The organism is Selenomonas ruminantium AC2024 (assembly GCF_000687995.1).
Taxonomy (GTDB): domain Bacteria; phylum Bacillota; class Negativicutes; order Selenomonadales; family Selenomonadaceae; genus Selenomonas_A; species Selenomonas_A ruminantium_B.
Map to the genome: position 1 here is coordinate 2251005 of NZ_JIAC01000001.1, position 21520 is coordinate 2272524.

Below are 21520 nucleotides of genomic sequence, written 5' to 3' on the forward strand. Positions count from 1 at the left end.
ATTCACACCCCCTGTATGATTTTGCCCAGTTCTGCCAAGGCCGTTTTTGCTTCTTCATCATCACTGGCCAAATCATCCAGCATGGCCAACAGTTCATTATTAGCTGCTTTGATTTCCACGTCAATCCCCTGCAAATTGGCGCAAACAGCTTTGAGGTCAACTTCCGGCTCGGGTTCACTGGTATCCACATAGCGGGGAATATTGAGGTTGTAGTCATTTTCCTTGATTTCTTCAAAGGTGGCCAGATGGGCGAACTTGTCCACATCCTTCCGCTCATCATAAGCCGCCATAATCTTGTCGATATGCTCCGCATCCATAAAGTTCTGCGCCTTTTCCTTGCGGAACTCTTTTGACGCGTCAATAAAGAGCACATCACGGCTCACATGGTCTTTTTTCAGCACGATAATGCAGGTCGGTATGCCCGTATTGAAGAAAATCCCCGCAGGCAGACCGATAACCGCATAGATATTGCCATCTTCCAGCAGGTGTTTGCGGATTGTCCCCTCTGCAGCCCCGCGGAACAGAACTCCATGCGGCAGGATAATGCCCATGGTGCCGTTTTCTTTCAGATGATAGAAGCCATGAAGCAGGAAGGCAAAATCAGCCTTTGACTTCGGCGCCAGCTTTTCATAACGATGGAAACGCGGGTCAGTCAAGAAACCTGCCGCCGCGCTCCAATGCTGACTGTATGGAGGATTCATCACAGTAGCATCATAGTTCGTCGGCTCCTCCGTGGGCCAGTCAGCCCCCAAGGTATCGCCATTGCGGAAATGCTGATACTGGAAAGGCACATTATGCAGAATCATATTCATACGGGCCAAGTTGTAGGTGGTATGCGAAATTTCCTGCCCGAAGAACTGAATGCCATTGCGGCAGTCCTCGTTGATAAACGCGCGGGCATGCAAAAGCAGGGAACCTGAACCCATGCACGGGTCATAAATGGAAAAAGCCGCTTCCCCCTCTTTGCCTTTGGTCACAATGCGGGTGATTAGTTCTGAAACAGCCTGCGGGGTATAGAACTCCCCGGCCTTTTTCCCGGACCCCGCCGCAAACTGACCAATCAGATATTCATAAGCATCACCGAGCGCATCCGCGCCATACTGCGTAAAGTCAATATGGGCCAGCTCCTTCATCACATCCGAAAGCATAGCATTGCGCTTTGCCGGAGTCGTGCCAAGGCTTTTGGAGTCAATATCAAAATCCTCGAACAAATCCTCATAGAGCTTCTGCCCACGAATAGCCTCGCCGCCCTGCTCAATATCCCGCATGGCCTGACGCAGATGGTCGGTGGTAAAAGTCTTGTTGTTGATTTCATTGTACAGCGCCGTGAAGGTATACTGTGGCTCAATCGCAAAACTGTAATTTTCCTCCAGCTCGGCCTTCAAATCATCCCAATCCTCGCCTTGACGCGCTTCCTCATACAACTGCTGCGCCTCATCAAGACTTTCCGGCTGGCGGTCTTCCAACAAGTCAACCACCGTATAAAGCTGACGGTCAGACAGATATTTGTAGAAAATCATGCCGAGAAGATAATCCTTATATTCGTCCGCGCTCATTGTACTGCGCATAACATTAGCGGCGTTCCAAAGCGCCTGATTCAATTCCTGTGATGCCATTTGTTATATCTCCCTCTTGTTTTGTATTTTAATCATCCGCTGAATTTATATCTCTATCTACTTTTTGTATTCCTTTCTTATGAACGAAACACCATGTTTTTTTAACGAACACCAATCGCTACCACAAGCACCAACGTTTCTCAACTCATCTTTCGATAAACACTCATATACAAAAATCCAATTTCTTTCCATCTCTGTTACCGTTGATGATAATTGCAACGCTTTATTTTTTAAATTTTCCTTAAATTGTTTATCTCTTTTCTTTCTCGCATATAACCAAGACAATAAATATAATAAGCAATCATCACTATCCATAACCCATTCCATATCAAAATTTATATCATAACCATACTTTATTGCCGCACATATTGCATAATAGGCACTTTCTAAATTTCCTGTTTTTGTAGCATTACACAAAGCAGATTCCGATAATCTCTTTTTTATATTCGTCTCATTTATTTCATCAAAAATATTTTCATATACCACATGCCATAAATATGGGTATATACCCACTAAATATAAGCACGTTTTATATAAAAATATCTTTGCATTTCGCGATAATATATATTTATCTTTATTGGTTAATACTTTTATAGCATATGTTACAACCGCAATATCTAGTGGTTCTCGTTCCGATAAAGAAATCGATAAATCTAAATAATTTTTAACTTCGTTATAGTGTAATTTTATATATTCTTTTCCATCCGTACACTTAACATTTTGACTGTTCCCGTTTATCAAAACAGTACTTATAGCCCTTTTTATTATATTGAATCTATCTTCGGCTTCATTAATAGGTAATTTCTCTATTATACTTTTATTATTATTCAAAGTCAAATCATATTCATGAAGATTTCTTTGTAATTCTAGCAAAAACAATTTCGCTTCATCGTTACTGTTAACATAACACGTATAATCATCAACATGTCTTGTATACTTCCAGTTATTATTTGATTGGTTAAGTCTTTGGTCTACTTTTGTTAAAATAATCTCAGATATGAGATTCGATGCATGCGGGCCAATCAACAATCCATGTGTTTCTCTATTCTTCAAATTCATCGCAAAATCATCAATATCTTTCGACCATTTTTCTATTTTCATATTAGATTCTATTTTCGCAGTTTCTTTTCCGTCTATAGCCCAGGTTAACGCATGTGTATAGATACTAGGAAAACAATTAGAAATATCTGCTTTTACAACATAATTTTTTCCAATCCTCCAATCAATATGTGGCTCACCATCAACTTTCCAACTATCATAATTCATCTTAAATAAAGATTTTCTATCTTTACATTTTCTTATATGTACTCGACTTATCTTATCACTCTGATAACTAGTTGTTGCGTCAAAATATTCTATTATATCATCCCATTTCTCACTCAAAAACTCACACATAAAGTGATACGCCATAGGATTAGGTATTCCCATCACTCTTATTTTATTATTGTTCCTTGTGATATTTACAGAAATATAATCATGCTCTATCTGATAAAATGATATAGGTCTACTTTTGCAGTATTTGAGAAACGCTTCCGAAGTAAAGATAGGAGGTAATTTTTCAGCGAACATGCCATATCCTAACAAGCCATCATATAATTCATCTGACGAAATCTCTCTCAAACATTCTATATACGATTTTTTCTCTTCTTTTATATCATCAAATGATATTACTGCCATAATTAAAAATCTCCTACCTCAATGCATATAACACATGCTTTATCAAAATCCCTTTGTCTCCCAATATCCCCCACGAGCAGCACCACACCTAACTAGAATCCCATGCTCTCGCAAGCTCTTAATATTCTTTTCCACCGCTCTTTGCGTAATATTCAACCGCTCAGCCATCATTGACGCTGAAACACTTTTATCCTCTTTTATCAATCTTAATATAGACTTTTGGGTTTCACTCAACGAATTTTCTCCGAACTTCTCCGAACTTTCTCCGAACTTCTCCGAACTTCCATCGACAATATTGGCCTTATCTTGTCCCTCACCATAATTCAAATTATACAGCGTCAACAGGAAATCCTTATGCTCTGCCATGAATTTCGGCATCAATGCGGCTGTCGTATGCTCTTGGAAATCGTAGTCTTCCAGTATTTTCTTGAAGCCGCTGCCTCTGCGCTCCATGAGTTGCAATCTGCTGAAAACATCTGCCAGCACCGGATTTCGTCGCTGTGACGAGATATTCCGCAGGTCACGGCCTTCCAACGACGAGCCATCAACCATACCGCCGGGGGAATAAATCTCCAAGCGGTCATCAAAGATGTCAATGTGAACTTCACTGCCAACTATCAGGTAATCCCGGTGAATCAGGGCGTTGACCAGCCCCTCCATCACTGCACGCTGGGGATAATCTGGATATTCAATCCTGTGAGTAGGTGTTTTCCGCCACGCCTTTCGGTTATGGCGCATGATGAAACTAAGTCCATCCTGATAAAGGGAAATAAGACCGCCTGAATATTCCTCATCATCAATGGCATCCATCAAACCAGCGGCTTTGGTCAATCCATTCCATCTGGTACAGAATACCCGAGAATGTCTTACCGGCGATTCATCGGCTAGAAGTGCACCAGCATTGGTCAAATTACCATTATGGTCAACCAGCCCAAAGGATTCAAAATCTGTTTCCTCAAAAGATTTTCCCGTTCTTTGCTTATATACGGAACGCAGCTTCGTAAAGGCCATATCTTCAAACTTGAACCGGGAAGGCAGACTGTCATAACTCTGCCCACTTCCCCTAATCACCAAATCACGCAGCTGCATGGGATTTGCAGGTACACTCTCATTTCCCAAACGCACGAAGGCCACCAGTTGCCCTTCGCCAGAGTAATAATACGGTGTCTCCTCACCGGTCATAACTTCAACAATTATCAGTTCTTTACCTTCCACGGCTTCAAACGACAATTTGAATTTTGGAATGGGATTCATGCGATTCTTAATCGTCTCACTGATTATTTCCGCATCTGCCCTGGCATTTTCCAGCCCAATTATCATATCATCATCACGAATACCAAAAATCAGCTTACCGCCAAAGGTATTGGCAAATGCACTGATGCTTTTCAGCCAGCTCTTTGGCTTCTTCACTTCCAAAGACTGTTTCTTATCGTATTCTGTTGCTTCGCCAATTAAATCTCTAATATTCATAAAGCCTATCCCTTGCCCTTTATCCTACCCATTTTTCCATACTGCAGGTAATCCACGCATATAAGGAGTCGGCCATATTGAAATAGCCAACTCCATATTTTTAACTGCTTTCTCAGCACTTATTATTTTATCACATTTCAACGTAATATAACACCTCACACTCTATGCTGGTAAAAAGTCGTCAATACGTGACAGTAGACAAAGAGGGATTATTCCTGCGCGTGTAAGTTGCTTAGGAATAATCCCTCTTTGCCTGCCGAAGTTACAACAGCACTATTTTCTTAGATAATTTCACTTTACAATATCCCGATACATCTCTGGCCGCCGGTCGCGGAAAAGGCCCCAACTCATGCGGTCTTTGGCGTATTGGTCGAGGTCAAAAGAAGCGGTCAAAACCTGTTCGTCCGTGCGGCTTGCTTCAGCGATAATCTCCCCCGTGTTATCCGTGATAAAGGAAGAACCATAGAAGTTAAGCGACGAGGACTGGCCACCGTTTTCTGCACAGGGTTCCACGCGTTCCACGCCAATGCGGTTAGCCGCCATTACCGGCACGAGGTTGCTGCCCGCGTGCCCCTGCATACAGCGTCGCCAATGGGGCATGCTGTCGGTTTCGAGGATTGGTTCGGAGCCAATCGCTGTGGGATAGAGCAGGATTTCTGCCCCCTGCAGGGCCATGGCACGGGCAGCTTCGGGGAACCACTGGTCCCAGCAGATACCTACGCCCACCTTGCCATAGCGGGTATCCCAAACCTTGAACCCCGTATTGCCCGGCGTGAAGTAAAATTTTTCCTGATAGTAATGGTCATCGGGAATATGGGTCTTGCGGTAAACGCCCAGAACCTCACCATCCGCATCGAGCATAGCAATGCTGTTAAAGAGCCGCGTGCCATCCTTTTCATAGAAGCTGATGGGCATAGCCACGGCCAGTTCTTTGGCAAGGGGCTGGAAATGGCGAACCGCCGGATTTTCCTCTACGGATGTGGCATAATCATAGAAATCATACTGCCGCTGCTGACAGAAATAGGGCCGTTCAAAGAGCTCCGGCAGCAGGATTATCTGTGCGCCCTGCTCCGCGGCTTTTCGTACCAGTTGTTCAGCCTTGTTTATATTCTCACTTACACCTGCCACCATCTGCATTTGAATGGCGGCAACGGTTACTTTGCGCATTATCTCACCTCGTGTCTCTGCGTGATGGAAGGAATCTGCTGGGTCAGGCAATGGAAGTTGCCGCCGCCCACGATTACGGCTCTGGCGGGCAAGGGCACAACTTGGCGCTCCGGGAAACATTCTCCTAAGATACGCCGTGCCTCCTTGTCCATTTCATCACCGAACTGCGGCAGAATGACCTTGCCGTTGCAGAGATAGAAATTCACATAGCTGGCCGCCAGCCGTTCCCCCGGCTCCCGCCTGTCCTCACCGTCCTCGAAGGTAAAGCTGTTTGCTTCTTCCGCGGTGATGCAGACAGGCTTCTTAGGAATGGGCAGTTTATGAATGATAAACTTACGCCCCTTGGCGTCCGTAGCCGCCTCCAGCACCTCTAAATCTGCCTGACTCAGCGCAAACTGCGGGTCAGATTTATCTTCCGTCCAGGCCAACAGGACTTCACCGGGCTTTACAAAGGCAAAGACATTATCCACATGCTCGTTGGTTTCATCGTTGTAGATGCCCCGTGGCAGCCAAATGACTTTTTCCGCGCCGAGATATTGCAGCAGCTTTGCTTCAATCTGCTCTTTTGACCAGTCAGGGTTGCGCCCTTTGGACAGCAGGCAAGCTTCGGTCACAACGCCCGTACCTTCACCATCCACATGGATGGAGCCGCCTTCGAGCACAAAATCTCCGGCATCATAAATATCATCATGCAGGGCCGCGCACATCTTCTCCGCCGCCGCATCATCCTGCGCGTAATCCGGGTAAAGGCCGTCAAAATCGCCGCCCCAGGCATTGAAGCGCCAGTTGATGCCCCGGCGCTGCCCCTTGCCATCAACAACATAGGTTGGCCCCATATCTCTGGCCCAAGCATCGTCCGTGGGAATGGCCAAATAATGGATATGCTCCTGTGGCAGGTTCTTAAGCATTGCTTCTGCCTGCGCGCGGTGCGCTTCATCCACCAGCAGATAAAGCTCCTCCACCGCCGAAATCTCGCGAATCAGCTCCACAAACACTGGCTGCACATCCGCACCATTGTTCGTCCACGAGCCGGGCCGGGTGGGCCAAATCAGGAATGTTCCTGCATGGGGTGCAAACTCGGCAGGCATATAGAAGCCGTCGGCTTTTGGTGTACTATCCTTTATCCTCATGACAATCGTTCCTTAAAGTCCTGATAACCAAACTTTTTGACCAATGTACAGTCACCACTGGCATCCATCTTCCAAATGGAAGGCAGGGCCATGCCGTTGAAGGTGTTGTTCTTGACCATGGAATAGATGGCCATATCCTCAAAATAGAGCCTGTCTCCCGGCAGGATTTCCCGGTCAAATGAATAATCGCCGATAATATCCCCCGCCAAGCAGGTGCAGGAGGAAAGTTTATAGGTATGTGCTTTCTCCCCTGCCTCGCCGGAATCTTTAAGCGGCGGCCGATAAGGCATTTCCAAAACATCGGGCATATGGCAGGCGGCTGACGCGTCAAGGAGCAGGATATTTACGCCATGATTTTTGACGGTATCCAGCACTTCCGTAACGAGATACCCCGCATTGAGCGCCACGGCTTCGCCGGGTTCCAAGTAAACTTCCACCGCATATTTTTCTCTGACAGCTTTGACTAAATCAATCAGCATCTGGCGGTCATAATCCGCCCGCGTGATATGATGGCCGCCGCCCATATTGAGCCAATGAATGTTGTCCTTTTGCAGCCAACAGCCAAACTTCTGCTCTACGGCCTGCAAAGTCTTAGCCAAAGCATCACTGTTCTGTTCGCAAAGGGTATGAAAGTGCAAGCCGTCCAGCAAAGCCCAAAGCTGCGGTTCGGCTTCTACCGCCCGGGCAAAATCCTCCGCCGTAACGCCTAAGCGCGAACCGGGTGCACAGGGGTCATAGATATCATGCTCCTGCGTCGAACATTCGGGATTGATGCGCAGGCCAATGCCATGCGTTATGCCCCGCGCCTGCTGAATTTCCTTAACCTTGGCGCCAAAGCGGCGCAGCTGGGAAAAGGAATTGAAGATTACATGGTCGCAGATAGCGGCAATCTCCTCGATTTCCTCAGGCCGATAGGCAGGGGAAAACACATGGTTCTCCCCTGCCATTTCCTCATGGCCCAAGCGTGCCTCATAAAGGCCGCTGGCGGTAGCACCGTCAAGGTACCTGCCAATCAGCGGGTACTCGGCAAACATCGAAAAGCATTTCTGCGCCAGCAGGATTTTGCAACCTGCCGCTTCTTTGACCTGCTGCAAAATCCGCAGGTTATTCTCTAAAGCCTGCTCATCCACCACATAGGCGGGCGTGGGCACTTTGTCGATTTTCATGCGCATGCCTTAGTCCACCAGCACCGGATTTTCTTCGACCTTCCAGGGCAGGCCCCATTTGTTGAGGGCTTCCATATACGGGTCCGGGTCGAACTCGTCCGTGGTGAATACGCCGGGCTTTTTCCACTGGCCCGTGGCTACGAGCATGGCACCAATCATCGCGGGAACGCCGGTCGTATAGGAGATGGCCTGCGAGCCGACTTCCTTATAGCATTCCTGATGGTCGCAGACATTGTAAATGTAGATGGAGCGCTCCTTGCCATCCTTCTTGCCCGTAAAGATGCAGCCGATATTCGTCTTGCCCTTCGTGCGCGGGCCAAGGGATGCCGGGTCGGGCAGCAGGGCTTTGAGGAACTGAATCGGCACGATTTCCTGACCGTTGTAGTTAATCGGTGTCGTGGAGAGCATGCCCACATTTTCCAGGCAGCGCATATGGTCGAGATAGCTCTGGCCAAAGGTCATAAAGAAGCGAATGCGCTTGACCTCGGGCATATTGCGGCCCAAAGCCTCGATTTCCTCATGGTGCAGCAGGTACATATCCTTCTTGCCCACACCCTCGAAATCATACTCGCGCTTGATGCTCATGGCCGGAATCTCAATCCACTTGCCGTTTTCCATATAGGAGCCGGGGGCGGAAACCTCGCGCAGGTTGATTTCGGGGTTGAAGTTCGTGGCAAAGGGATAACCATGGTCGCCGCCATTGCAATCGAGGATATCAATGGTGTCGATGGTATCGAAGTAATGTTTCTTGGCATAAGCGGCAAATACGGAGGTTACGCCCGGGTCAAAACCTGTGCCCAAAAGCGCCGTCAGGCCCGCATTCTTGAACTTATCCTCATAAGCCCACTGCCAGGAATAGTCAAAGTAGGCGGAAAAGCCCAAATCCTTACAGCGCTTTTCGTAAATCTTACGCCATTCCGGGTCTTCCGTATCTTCCGGCTCGTAGTTTGCCGTGTCGATATAATCCACGCCGGCAGCCAGGCAGGCATCCATAATGGTCAAATCCTGATAGGGCAGGGCTACGTTGAGCACAGCATCCGGCTTATATTCTTTAATCAGCTTGGTCAGAGCCTCCACATCATCGGCGTCAATCTGCGCCGTGGTGATTTTCGTCTTCGTCTGGCCCTGCAGTTTTTCCTTCAAGGCATCGCACTTGGAAACCGTGCGGCTGGCAATCATAAGTTCGTCGAATACCTCATCATTCTGACATACCTTATGGATGGCTACACTGGCAACGCCGCCGCAGCCGATAATCATTAATCTGCTCATTTTCTTACTTCCTCCTCTGAAAGAATATCCTCAACATATTTGGGCAGCATAAAAGCACCCTTATGCAGATGGGTCGTATAATACCAGGTTTTGAGTCCGCGCGCGTTCCACCGCTTGTCATCAAAATCCTTCAACGGATGATATTTCTTGGACGCAAAACCAAACATCCAAAGCCCCGCGGGGCAGGTCGGGATTCCCGCCTGATAAACGCGGCTCACAGGAAAGCTCTGATAAGCCTTGCGGTGCATGGCGCGGAACGCCGCCTCATCCTCATCATAAAACGGGCTGCCATGCTGATAGACCATAATACCGTCATCATGCAGGGCACGATAACAGTTGCCATAAAACTCGCGCGTAAACAGCCCTTCCGTATGGCCAAAGGGGTCTGTCGAATCGTTGATGATGAGGTCGTACTTATCCCGGCAGCGCCGCAAAAAGCGCAGGCCGTCCATGTTCGTAATCTTCACCCGGTCATCATCAAAGCCCTTGGCCGTCTCGGGGAAAAACTCCCGCGAAACCTCGATGAACATTTCGTCCGGCTCCACCACATCAATGGACTCAATCTCGGGGTACTGGGTCAGGACTTTGGCTACACCGCCGTCGCCGCCGCCGATAATCAGCACATTTTTTACGTTGGGATGAACGGCCATCGGCACATGCACCACCATTTCGTTGTAGATGAATTCATCTGCCTCCGAAAAGATAATTTCGCCATCGAGCACAATCATCCTGCCAAATTCACGCGATTCAAACACATCAATACGCTGATATTCACTCTGCTTGGAAAAAAGCTGTTTATCCACCCGCACAGAGGTTTTGACATTTTCCGTATCCATCTGGGAAAACCATATTTCCATGTATCTGCCTCCTTTTGACCAGTCAATCTGACCGGTCAAGTTGACTGGTCAAATTTCCGTCAAAATGCGCATTTCCCGGCATTCCAAGTCCTGCGTTCCCTGCAGGGAGCAGCCCTTTTCCCGGGCGTATTCGATATAGTCGAGAATCTCCTGGGTAATGCGCTCGCCCGGTGTCAGAATGGGTATTCCCGGCGGATAACACATAAGCATTTCTCCAGCAATCCGTCCTACGGTTTTCTCCAGAGGCATGCGTTCTCCCTGAGCATAAAAGGCATCCCGCGGGCTCATCACGAGTTCAGGCGCAATGAATTCCCCGCAGTAAAGTTCCTTCCGGTTCGCGGCCGCCGAACGATCCGCAATATCTTCCAAAGCACCCACCAGCCGCTCGATATCGCGGATGCGGTCACCGATGGAAATATAGGCTAAAATATTGCCGATATCGCCGAATTCAATCTGAATATCGTACTCGTCACGCAGCATATCGTAGACTTCAATGCCCGTCATGCCAATGCCCTGGGTGAAAACGGATAGCTTCGTCACATCAAAGTCGAATACGCTGTCCCCGTCGATAAGTTCCCGGCCATAGGCATAAAAGCCGCCAATCTCATTGATTTCCGCACGGGCATACTCCGCCATCGAGCTGACCTTCTCAAAGGACTCGCGGCCATGCAGGGCCAGATTGCGGCGTGACAAATCAAGGCTGGAAATCAGCAGATACGAAGCACTCGTCGTCTGGGTCAGATTGATAATCTGCTGCACGTATTCGGCGTCCACGCCCTTGCCACAGAGCATAATGGAACTCTGCGTCAGGCTGCCGCCGGATTTATGCATGGAAACTGCCGCCAAATCCGCTCCGGCCGCCATGCCCGAAATCGGCAGATTATCGCCAAAGTACAGATGGGTACCATGCGCCTCGTCCACGAGCACTTTCATGCCGGCCTTATGGGCAATATCCACAATGCCCTTTAGGTCGGAAGCGATGCCATAATAAGTGGGATTGTTGACAAAGATGGCCTTGGCCTGGGGATGCTCGCGAATGGCCCGCTCCACATCCGACAGCGCCATGCCCGTGGCAATGCCAATCTGATGATTGACCCGTACCGGCACATAAACCGGAATGCCGCCGCAGAGCACCAGCGCATTGATGACGCTCTTATGCACATTGCGCGGCAACAGGATTTCCTCCCCCGCCCGCACCGTCGCAAGCACCATCGCCTGCACAGCCGAGGTGGTGCCATGCACCATAAAAAACGCTTTCTGCGCGCCAAAGGCATCGGCAGTCAGTTCCTCCGCTTCCTTGATTACCGAAACCGGATGACTTAAATTATCCAGCATCTTCATGGAATTGACATCGACACCCACGCATTTTTCGCCCAGAAAATCCACGAGTTCCGGGTTGCCCCGCCCCCGCTTATGCCCAGGCACATCAAAGGGCACCACGCGCCGCTTGCGCAGTTCTAACATTGCTTCATATACAGGGGCCGTATGTTGACTGATTCTATCCATTTTCCCCTCCCAGATAAAGATTCCGACAATTATCACTAATGTCGTTACTTCTAAAATTTTACAGTTTCTTAAAAGATTAAGCAAGTAAAATTATTTTATGGATTATAAGAATTGGATTGCTATTTGCTACAGCTCAGTTTGGAGCGGAAATGAGAATATACAAAAACCGTTTGGACAAAGTTTCTTCTTCCAAACGGTTCGTATGTTAGTCAAAAGCAGATAGACAATTATGTTTTTAATGAACCTGCGGCGTCTGCACCGGCACTGCCGCCGTATTGCCATAGAATTTCAACGCCGTGGCAATCAAAAGATTCAGCACAAAGCAAGCGCCAAAGAAGTACAAGGTATCTGCATAACTATGGGTGTGTTCCCAAAACCACGCTACGATGGTCGGCCCCACTACACCAGCTACGCCCCAGGCGGTGAGCACGCGGCCGTGGATGGCGCTGAGTTCTTTCGTGCCAAAGATATCGGAAAGATACGCCGGCATGCAGGAAAAGCCGCCGCCGTAGCAGCTGATAATCAGAAACACCAGCATTTGGAACAGCATAGCATCACGGGTGCCTGCCAACAGCCAGAACGCAGCTGTTTCCAGCGCAAAGAACACCATATAAGTAAGCCCGCGGCCCAGATAATCCGAAAGTGTTGACCAAAGGATGCGCCCGCCGCCATTTAAGAGACCGATAATACCCACCATCGAAGCTGCCTGTGCCGCATCCATGCCCGTGACCTGCTGGGCCATCGGCGAAGCCACCGCCAACAGGCCAATGCCGCAGGTAATGTTGACAAAGAATATCCACCAAAGCGCACCGAACTGCCAGGTCTTAATGGCTTCGGCCGCCGTTGCACCATGCTGCAGTTTCTTGACTACAGAACTTCCTTCCGGCAGTACCGGCGGCTGCAGATACATAGCCGACGCGCCAATCAGCACCATATAGACCGTGCCCAGAATCAAGAAATTTTCCACCAGACCAAACTGCGCCGTCAGATACTGCATCACCGGCCCGGCAATGAGTGCCGCAAAGCCAAAGCCCATAATGGCCAGCCCCGTGGCAAAACCGCGGTGATTGGGGAAATACTTAACCAAAGTCGATACCGGCGTAATGTAGCCCACGCCCAAACCGATGCCGCCAATCACACCATAGAAAAGATAGAGCAGCGGCAGGCTGTGAAGATAAAAAGCCAGCGCCGTGCCGAACATCCCTGTCCCAAAGAAAGACATGGACAAAAGACCGCTTTTCTTCGGACCATGTTTTTCCACAAACCGCCCCAAGAAACCTGCGGACATGCCCAAAAACAGAATAGCCAAAGAAAACGTCCAAGTCGTCTCCGACAGACTAAAGCCCATTTCCGCCATAATCGGACGGGTCAGTACACTCCAGGCATAGACGCTGCCGATGGAAATATGAATTCCCACTGCAGCCAGAGCAATCAACCAACGATTCCGCATGAAAACCATCCTTTCTGCTGTATAAACAGCAACCGAAAAGAGATTTCCCCCGCGGCAAAACAAAAACCGCCTGGACAAAATCTCTGCCCAGACGGTCGGCTTATCTTAACCATACAGTGCATGTGGTCATTTCCACTAATCCGTCAGCCCTGCATGGCCTGTTTACTTTTGCAATTAGTATATCAGCATCCATAGGATTATGTCAATGGATTTTCTTCTCTTGTCAAAGCGACTGTATAATTGGGAACTATCAGCAAACAAGTAAGCACTACGTAAAACCATATTTTTTTCATGACATGCCCCTTCTTGCTATTCGACCTACTGGCTTTTAAAACAACGATCTAATAATCGACCCAGCAAAATGCAAACTCTTTCACCCCAGGCCACGACCACCACGATAACGACCGACCCAATTACCAGCATTTGCTCCAGATGCGCAAGCTCCACCTTCTGCTCTGGTGTTAGCTTCAATAACATACTGCCCCATTCCAGTCTCCACAGTCCCATACTGTTCACATAGACAAACAAAAGATACTCCAAGACCAGAATCACTACGAGTTTCTTTAGAACAGACACGGCTTTTCCTCCTTTTCATCTTTCCCCTTTGACAGACCAAACAGGAAATGAGTCACAAAAGCAGGGATACTGACATCATAGCCAAGATAAAGCAAATCCCGCACGTATTGTACCATATTTTTCGAACAACTTCCACTATTCGCCCATCAGGGCCGCGCCGCCATCTCCTCCACCACCTGATAGAGATAGCCCAGGGCGGAATGCATTTTTTCCAAGGACAAGTCCACGCCATAGCGCTGTTCAAGCTGGCCTATCCCCTGCTCCATGCCGCTCGCCTGTTTCTTGTCCTGCAAATCGGCAAACGAGAGCTGGCGGATATAGTCCTTGCTGAGATTCTGCATGCCCAGACCTATGAGGCGCACCGGCTGGCGTTTTACCTTTCGCAGCAATTCCACCGCAATTTTGTAAATCTCATAGCCGTCATCGGTACTTTCGCAGGCCTGGGAACGGGTAATGGATTTCATATCCCCATAGGTAATCTTGAGCGTTACCGTCCGGCCGTAAAGTCCCCGCTTCTTGAGCCGCTCGTCCACATTGCGGGCAAAAATCAGCAGCACATCCTGCAAAAAGGCGAAATTCCGCTGGTCCTTCTGAAAGGTCATTTCCCGGCTCAATGACTTGGCATCGGCGGCATCATAATGAACCACCGGCCGTTCATCCATGCCTAACGCAGAATTGAGGATAAAGCTGCCGTGTTTTGGCCCCAACATTTCCAGCACCTGTTTTGACTTGGCGATGATGTCTTTGACCTTATAAATGCCATAGCTATTTAATTTTTCTGCCGTGCGCCTGCCAATGCCAAAAATCACACGGATATCCCGCTCGCTAATCAGCTCGCAATACGACTCCCGGTCAGGAATCACAAAAAAGCCGTCCGGCTTTTTCTCCTCACTGGCCATCTTCGCCGCCGACTTGGAATAGCCAATCCCCACAGAGCAGGTCAGTCCCGTCTCAGCTTTTACCCGGGCTTTTATCAAAAGGCCCAGTTCCTCGGGACTATGAAAATTCTTTACGGAACGGGTAACATCCAGATAACCTTCATCACAGGCAATATACTCCGTGACATCTGCGTAGGTTTCCCAGATGTGATGAAGTTCCTCGGATATTCGGCGGTATTTTTCATAGTCGCCGTGCATAAAGACCGCCTGCGGGCAAAGCCGGTATGCCTCCTTGATATTCATAGCCGAGTGGACGCCAAACTTTCGGGCAATGTAATTGCAGGTGGAGACAACACCGCGTTCATGGGGCATAGCGCCGATAACAACCGGCCTGTTCTTCAGTTTGGGATTGTCCCGGATTTCCACAGAAGCAAAAAATGCATCCATATCCACATGTATGATGACCCGCTTCATAATGTCCTCTTTCTGCGCGCGTAAGTAACTTACACAAAGTGTAACACGAAAGCGCGATTCAGGCAAGGATAATTACACACTGCAACCGTCTCTTTGCAACAATTTCCCCTGCGTAAGCAAGTGATATGCTCACAGAAAATTTTGCTTGTCGGCAGGAAATCCCAAAGACAGCGACGAATGGTACGACGTCGATGTGCGCAATGTGAGCACCATCATTCTGAACAAGAATGGAACCAACGAATACTATTGATTCGCTTTCGTAAGGAACAACAAGCAGGCAGAAAAGCGGGGCTATGCATACACTTATGCATAGCCCCGTTTAGTTTAGCCCGTTGTCACTACGAGCTTTTTCTTATTTGTTACAACTCAGCTGGGTGGAGGTGGTAATACTTTTCGCCGTTGCACTAAATGACCCTCAAGCAAATGTATGGGCTTTTTAGTTACCTGCGCCGGGCAAGACCGGCGGCGCGTATGTTCAGCCCAATGTTTTAGTTTGTGCCTTTTATGGGCCAGTCCTCACTTCGTTCGGACAGTCGTTCCACGCCGAAAAGCATCACCACCTCCGCCCTAAGCAATGTCCGTACCAACTATCATTTTCGTGGTGATAAGGAGCTAAAACATCGATGTTCTTGTTACGGGAGCAACGAGTTCTCGCCGATTGTATAATTCATCGCTATGGGTTCACGGGGGAGTGATTTTTCTGTCAGGAGCAACTGCCTGAACGAAGTGAAGGCCGGCCCCTGCAGGAATCAGCTAAGCAAATACGCTGAAAGAAGCGCCGTTGGCCTGCCCGGCGCAGGTAACTGGACATCGCTCTTTTTCGAAGGGGTCGTTTAGCGGAAAACAGAAAAAATACTCCCCCGTGAACCCTGAACAACATATGAGCGGGATACCTTTAGCACAAACTGACAAGCAGCACTTTATATGTTATTTCACCGCAGCCGCATGACGCCGTACTGTACTTTGCTGTATCGGCCGCCTGCCCGTTCCGTAAATCCCAGTCGGGCAAATTCGCGGCTCTTGCTGGATTCTTTGAGTACAATGCGGTGCCTTGCCACTCTGCGGGCTTCGGCGATTGTCTCTAAGGTCAGCGGATTTTTATTGGCCACGGGGCGCAAAGGCGCAATGTTCTTGCTTTCCGCGAAGGGATGGCGGAACATGGGGTCAAAGTAGATGACATCCACGGAGTTGTCCGGCTGGGCTTTGAGATAATCGTAAGCCTCGGTGCAGACGGTCTTTACCCGGCGCATGGCGGCAATCACTGTGTCCGTATCGTTAGTGTAGTTAGCCAAACCATAACCCACCACCGCTTCAATGAGCGGCTGGGATTCAAGGCCCGTAACGCTGCCGCTGTCGCCAACCACGGAGCTGGCCACAATGGCATCGGCGCCGAACCCCAATGTACAGTCGAGCACATCCATGCCCGGCTTTAAGTCCATGGCTTCGGCCATGCGGTCGCCATCACCGAAGCGCAGGTTTTTCAAGCGCAGATGGGCCATATTTGGATGAAAGAAAAGTTCTGCTTCCGGCGTCACGAGCGTCAGCAGGCCTTTTTTCGCCACCAATGCAAACTTGGCGTCATAACTCTGGCAAAGCTCGGGTATATTCGTGCGCCCGCGTTCGGCGTAGGGAATATGCAGCCGCTCTGCCATTTCCCGGGCCAGTTTTTCACTGGGGCGGTTCCATTTGCGGCCAGTGGTCGCTATGGCCGGCAATTTATTTTCGTTCAATATCTATCCACACTTTCTCAAAAGCCAAAGCCTGTCCGCTTGAACATCTTGGCTAAATCTTCACTGCTGAATTTCAAAATCGTAGGGCGTCCATGGGGGCAGGTATAGGGAAAGGCCGTTGTAGAAAGCTCATCGAGCAAAATCTCCATCTGCCGCATATTGAGTTCCTCGCCGGCCTTAATCGCCGCCCGGCAGGCAGTTGTCGCGAGGCACGCCTGACGGATTTCCTTGGCCGTTGTCTCATGCATATTGCCCAAATCCGTGAGGATTTCCCGGATAATATCCTCGGCCTCTCCCACGGGTACATCGGCAGGCACTTCCATCAGGCGGTAGTCAAAGTCGCCTGCCGCCTCCAAATGGAATCCCAATTTGGCAAAGAGTTCCTTGTTGTCCTCCACCAAGGCCGCTTCTTTGCGGTCAAAGGTCAAAAGCTGATGCACCAAAAGCTGCTGGGATGGAATGCCATCGGCCATAGCCGAGAGCTTATCAAAGAGAATGCGCTCATGAGCGGCGTGCTGGTCGATAATGTATAGCCCTTTCAAATCCTGCGCGATGATATAGGTCAAGTCCACCTGCCCAATGGGAATCATGCGCCCCGTATTTTCCATAGGCTGCTCTACCGTTGACGGGTCAGCAGTTGACATGTCAATTTTTGACGGGTCATTTGACATGTCAGAATTTGACTTGTCAATATTTTGACCATCTGCCACCTCGTTATGGCGCTCGGCCTGCTGATAATGTACCTGCCGTTCCTGCTGCAGCTTTGCCTGTGCTTCGGCAAAGCTTACCGCAGGCTTCACGGCTGGACGGCTGACTGCTTCATAAATGGTCTTGGGCTGGTAACTTCCCTGTGCAGGTCGTGACGTGCTCACCTGCGGTGCCGGGGAACTGGCGGGTACAAACTGCATGGGTTCCATCGAGTATTTCACTTTGGGCTTTTCCACGACTGCCGCCACTTCCGTCAGATTGCCGGAACTTGGACGAATGGCATCTAAGACCGACTTATAAACAGCCTTAAAGATACGGCTCTCGTCCTCGAACTTCATCTCGCTTTTCTGCGGATGGACGTTGACATCAATCGTGCGCTGCGGCACTTCGATTTTGAGCACCGTGAAGGGGAAGCCGCTTTTCGGAATCAGCGAGCGGTAGGCGTTGTCAATCGCCTTGGCAATGGCGCGGTTCTGAATGATACGGCCATTGACGATAAAGGTCTGCCAGGTGCGGGAACTTTTGAGCATCGAGGGCTTGGTGATAAAACCCGAAATTTTCAGGTCTTCGTCCTCCAGGTTAAGGGTCAGCAAAGAGTCCGCCACCTGCCCGCCGTAAATCGCCTGGACGGTATCGTAGAGATTGCCGTTGCCCGGCGTCACCACCGAGGTCTTATTGTTGTTGATAAACTGAAAGGCTATATCGGGACGGGACAGCGCCAGCTTGATGATGAAATCGTTGATTTTGCCGCCCTCGGTATGGTTGGTCTTGAGGAATTTCTTGCGGGCGGGCGTATTGAAGAACAAATCCTCCACCTTGATGCTCGTGCCCACATTGCAGCCCATTTCGATAATATCCGGCGCCTTGCCGCCGCTGATTTCCACTTTCGTCCCCAAATCACTGCCCGGCTCACGGGTCAGCATGGTAAAACGGGACACGGAAGCAATCGTCGGCAGGGCCTCGCCACGGAAGCCCATGGTGGAAATGCTGTTGAGGTCCGACACTTCCTGAATCTTGCTCGTAGCGTGGCGCAGGATGGCCACGGAGGCATCTTCTTTACTCATGCCCTTGCCGTTATCCGTCACCCGCATAAAGGATGTGCCGCCTGCCATGATTTCGACTTCGATGCGGGTTGCCCCTGCATCCATGGCGTTTTCTATAAGTTCTTTGATAACCGATGCCGGACGCTCCACCACTTCGCCGGCGGCGATTTTGTTGATGGTGTTATCGTCAAGCACATGAATTTTCGTCATGCCTGTCCTGCCTCCCTTTTCGCCTGCTCCTGCAGTTTATAGAGTTCATTCATGGCCTCGAGCGGGGTCATGGTCATTACATCGAGTGCGAGCAGTTTGTCGCTCAGGCTGTTCGCAAAGAGCGAGCCCATCATATCCATGGAAGCTGGAGCCTGCTTTTCTGCCGGCTTGACACTTTCCGCTGCGGGCACAGCGGCTACCGCTTCCGACTCGAGTTCAGCGAGAATATCCTCCGCCCGCTTGGTCACGCTCTTAGGCAGACCTGCGAGCCGCGCCACATGGATACCATAGGATTTATCGGCCGCCCCGGGCACAATGCGCCGCAGGAAGGCCACCTGCGTGCCACGCTCTTTTACGGCCACGCAGTAATTCTTCACGATATCGTCTTCTAAATCCGTAAGTTCATGATAATGCGTCGCAAAGAGCGTCTTGGCATGAACCTTCTGCTCGATATGTTCAATCACGGCGCGGGCAATGCTCATACCGTCAAAGGTACTCGTGCCGCGGCCGATTTCATCGAGGATGACGAGACTGTTCTTCGTAGCGTATTTGAGAATCTGCGCCACCTCGTTCATTTCCACCATAAAGGTACTCTGCCCGCTGACGAGGTCATCGCTGGCGCCGATACGGGTAAAGATTCTATCCACCGGCGAAATCGTGGCTTCCCGCGCCGGAATAAAGCTGCCAATCTGCGCCATCAGCGTAAGGAGCGCGGTCTGCCGCATATAGGTCGATTTACCTGCCATGTTCGGACCGGTAATCAGCATGATTTCACAGGTGCTATGGTTGAGTTTCGTATCATTGGGCACAAAGAGGTCGCGCGTCAGAATCCGTTCCACGAGCGGATGGCGGCCATCCTTGATATCAATTTCGCCGTTATTTGCCATGCGAGGCCGCACATAGTTATAGGCGACAGCGGCTTCGGCGAGACTCGTGAGCACATCGACGATGGCGATTTCATGGGCCGTGCCCTGAATCTCCGTCAGGCGGCTCTTGATGACCTCGCGTACTTCGGTAAAGAGATTGTACTCAATGCTGACAATCTTTTCCTGTGCGCCGAGAATCTTGGTTTCAAACTCCTTGAGTTCTTCCGTGATATAACGCTCGGCGTTGGCCAAGGTCTGCTTGCGGATATATCTATCCGGCACCAAATCCGCGCCGCTGTGGCGCACTTCGATATAGTAGCCAAAGACCTTGTTATAGCCGATTTTGAGCGACTTGATGCCCGTCGCTTCCTTCTCGCGCTCCTCGATTTCCTGCAGCATGGACTTGCTGTCATGGGCAATGCGCCGGTATTCGTCGAGGTCTGCATTGTAACCGTCCTTGATGATGCCACCATCACGCAGGGAAATGCCTGGTTCTTCCACGATGGAACGCTGGAGTAAATCCACCAAATCGTCAAATACATGGATATTTTGCTGGCAATTCATCAGCACATTGGCCTCTACACTTGCCATCTTATTCTTAATGGCAGGCAGGCTCATCAAGGAGATTTTAAGGGCGATAAGGTCGCGGGCGTTAGCCGTGCCCACCTCAATGCGTGTAAGCAAACGCTCAAAGTCGTGAATATCCTTGCAGGCTTCCCTAAGCCCCCCGCGCAGGGCAAAGTCCTTCGTGAGTTCGTCCACTGCATCCAAACGCTGATTGATGGGCAGGATGTTTAAGAGCGGATATTCGAGCCATTTTTTCAGGAGGCGACTGCCCATGGCGGTGTTGGTGAAATCGAGCACATCGAGCAGGGTATCCTTCTTGCCTCCGTCCCGCAGATTGCGCGTGATTTCGAGATTCCGCAGGGTATAGGTGTCAATGACGAGATTTTCCGAAGCATCAAGAAAGCTCAGCTGATTAAGATGCGTCAAATCCGTCATCACCGTATCATGGAGGTAATCGAGAAGGGTTGCCACCGCTTCCTTGGCCCCCTCGTCACTTGGCCGCACATCAGCGACGAAATGCTCGATAATCCGGTCCTCCACCGCCGGCGAGATTTCGTCAATCATGGTATAGGAGGTTGCGGGCAGGCGCAAATCCGTAAATTCCTTGAGACTCGCCATAAAGGAGGGCTTGCCCACCACCAGAAGCTCCGGCATAGCCAGACGGTAAAGCTCATCGTAGAGCATCTGCTCCCGGCTGCCACCGCCATAGATACCATAGAAACATTCCCCGGTGGAAATATCGGCGCCGGCTAAGATAATCTGTTCCTCCCGCTCGTAAACCAGCGCGATATAGTTGTTGGCCGAATCCTTGAGCGCGGATTCAGACAGTACCGTGCCCGGCGTGATAACCTTGATGATTTCGCGCTTAGTCAGCCCCTTGGCCTTGGGGTCGCCAATCTGCTCGGCAATGGCGACCTTGTAGCCGCGGCTCACGAGTTTATTGATATAGCCTTCGGCCGCATGATAGGGCACGCCGCACATGGGCGCCTTATCCGTATTGCCATTGCGGCTTGTAAGCGTCAGGCTCAGTTCCTTGGACACAATGCGGGCATCATCAAAGAACATTTCGTAAAAATCACCCAAACGGAAAAAGAGAATGGCCTCGGGATGCTGTTCCTTGGTGGCCAGATATTGCTGCATCATGGGTGTTAATTCCATGT

Annotated in this window: 15 protein-coding genes and 1 riboswitch; all 15 genes read right to left on the minus strand. The window is 49.8% G+C overall.

Annotated elements, in window-relative coordinates:
• Positions 1–2: 2 nt before the first annotated feature.
• The 15 genes from P157_RS0110810 to mutS all read right to left on the minus strand — a co-directional run bounded on the left by P157_RS0110810 (position 3) and on the right by mutS (position 21518).
• A complete protein-coding gene (locus P157_RS0110810) occupies positions 3–1616 on the minus strand; it encodes a type I restriction-modification system subunit M (RefSeq protein ID WP_026760997.1) in 1614 nt (537 codons plus the stop codon).
• A gap of 57 nt (positions 1617–1673) precedes the next feature.
• Positions 1674–3293, minus strand: a complete 1620-nt coding sequence (locus tag P157_RS0110815) for an RNA-directed DNA polymerase (RefSeq protein WP_037368332.1) — start codon at positions 3291–3293, stop codon at positions 1674–1676.
• A gap of 42 nt (positions 3294–3335) precedes the next feature.
• Positions 3336–4763, minus strand: a complete 1428-nt coding sequence (locus P157_RS0110820) for a helix-turn-helix domain-containing protein (protein ID WP_026760999.1) — start codon at positions 4761–4763, stop codon at positions 3336–3338.
• Between the two features lie 291 nt (positions 4764–5054).
• Positions 5055–5933 carry an N-carbamoylputrescine amidase gene (gene aguB, locus P157_RS0110825; RefSeq protein WP_419185409.1) on the minus strand — a complete coding sequence of 293 codons (879 nt, stop codon included), beginning with the start codon at positions 5931–5933 and terminating at the stop codon, positions 5055–5057.
• Positions 5930–7060, minus strand: a complete 1131-nt coding sequence (gene aguA / locus P157_RS0110830; protein WP_026761001.1) for an agmatine deiminase — start codon at positions 7058–7060, stop codon at positions 5930–5932. The genes aguB and aguA overlap by 4 nt, the downstream gene beginning before the upstream one ends.
• The gene (nspC, locus tag P157_RS0110835; RefSeq protein WP_026761002.1) at positions 7057–8226 is read right to left on the minus strand and encodes a carboxynorspermidine decarboxylase; all 1170 of its coding nucleotides are present in this window, start codon (positions 8224–8226) and stop codon (positions 7057–7059) included. The genes aguA and nspC overlap by 4 nt, the downstream gene beginning before the upstream one ends.
• A gap of 9 nt (positions 8227–8235) precedes the next feature.
• Positions 8236–9495: a saccharopine dehydrogenase family protein gene (locus P157_RS0110840; protein ID WP_026761003.1), complete on the minus strand. Its 1260-nt coding sequence runs from the start codon at positions 9493–9495 to the stop codon at positions 8236–8238.
• On the minus strand, positions 9492–10352 hold the full coding sequence (gene speE, locus P157_RS0110845; RefSeq protein WP_026761004.1) for a polyamine aminopropyltransferase: 861 nt from the start codon (positions 10350–10352) through the stop codon (positions 9492–9494). Before speE ends, P157_RS0110840 begins: the two co-directional genes overlap by 4 nt.
• Before the next feature lie 48 nt (positions 10353–10400).
• Positions 10401–11858, minus strand: coding sequence for an aminotransferase class I/II-fold pyridoxal phosphate-dependent enzyme (locus P157_RS0110850; protein ID WP_026761005.1), 1458 nt, complete (start codon positions 11856–11858; stop codon positions 10401–10403).
• A gap of 235 nt (positions 11859–12093) precedes the next feature.
• Positions 12094–13308, minus strand: a complete 1215-nt coding sequence (locus P157_RS0110855) for an OFA family MFS transporter (protein WP_026761006.1) — start codon at positions 13306–13308, stop codon at positions 12094–12096.
• Between the two features lie 78 nt (positions 13309–13386).
• Positions 13387–13469: riboswitch (ZMP/ZTP riboswitch) on the minus strand.
• A gap of 157 nt (positions 13470–13626) precedes the next feature.
• Positions 13627–13884 (minus strand): hypothetical protein, encoded by a 258-nt coding sequence (locus P157_RS0110860; RefSeq protein ID WP_026761007.1) that lies wholly within the window; start codon positions 13882–13884, stop codon positions 13627–13629.
• 146 nt (positions 13885–14030) lie between these two features.
• Entirely contained in the window at positions 14031–15236 is a 1206-nt protein-coding gene (dinB, locus tag P157_RS0110870) for a DNA polymerase IV (RefSeq protein WP_026761008.1), read from the minus strand.
• A 932-nt stretch (positions 15237–16168) separates the two neighbouring features.
• Positions 16169–16966 carry a class I SAM-dependent methyltransferase gene (locus P157_RS0110875; RefSeq protein WP_026761009.1) on the minus strand — a complete coding sequence of 266 codons (798 nt, stop codon included), beginning with the start codon at positions 16964–16966 and terminating at the stop codon, positions 16169–16171.
• Between the two features lie 17 nt (positions 16967–16983).
• Positions 16984–18927, minus strand: coding sequence for a DNA mismatch repair endonuclease MutL (gene mutL, locus P157_RS0110880; protein WP_026761010.1), 1944 nt, complete (start codon positions 18925–18927; stop codon positions 16984–16986).
• Positions 18924–21518: a DNA mismatch repair protein MutS gene (mutS, locus tag P157_RS0110885; RefSeq protein WP_026761011.1), complete on the minus strand. Its 2595-nt coding sequence runs from the start codon at positions 21516–21518 to the stop codon at positions 18924–18926. The genes mutL and mutS overlap by 4 nt, the downstream gene beginning before the upstream one ends.
• Positions 21519–21520 lie beyond the last annotated feature (2 nt).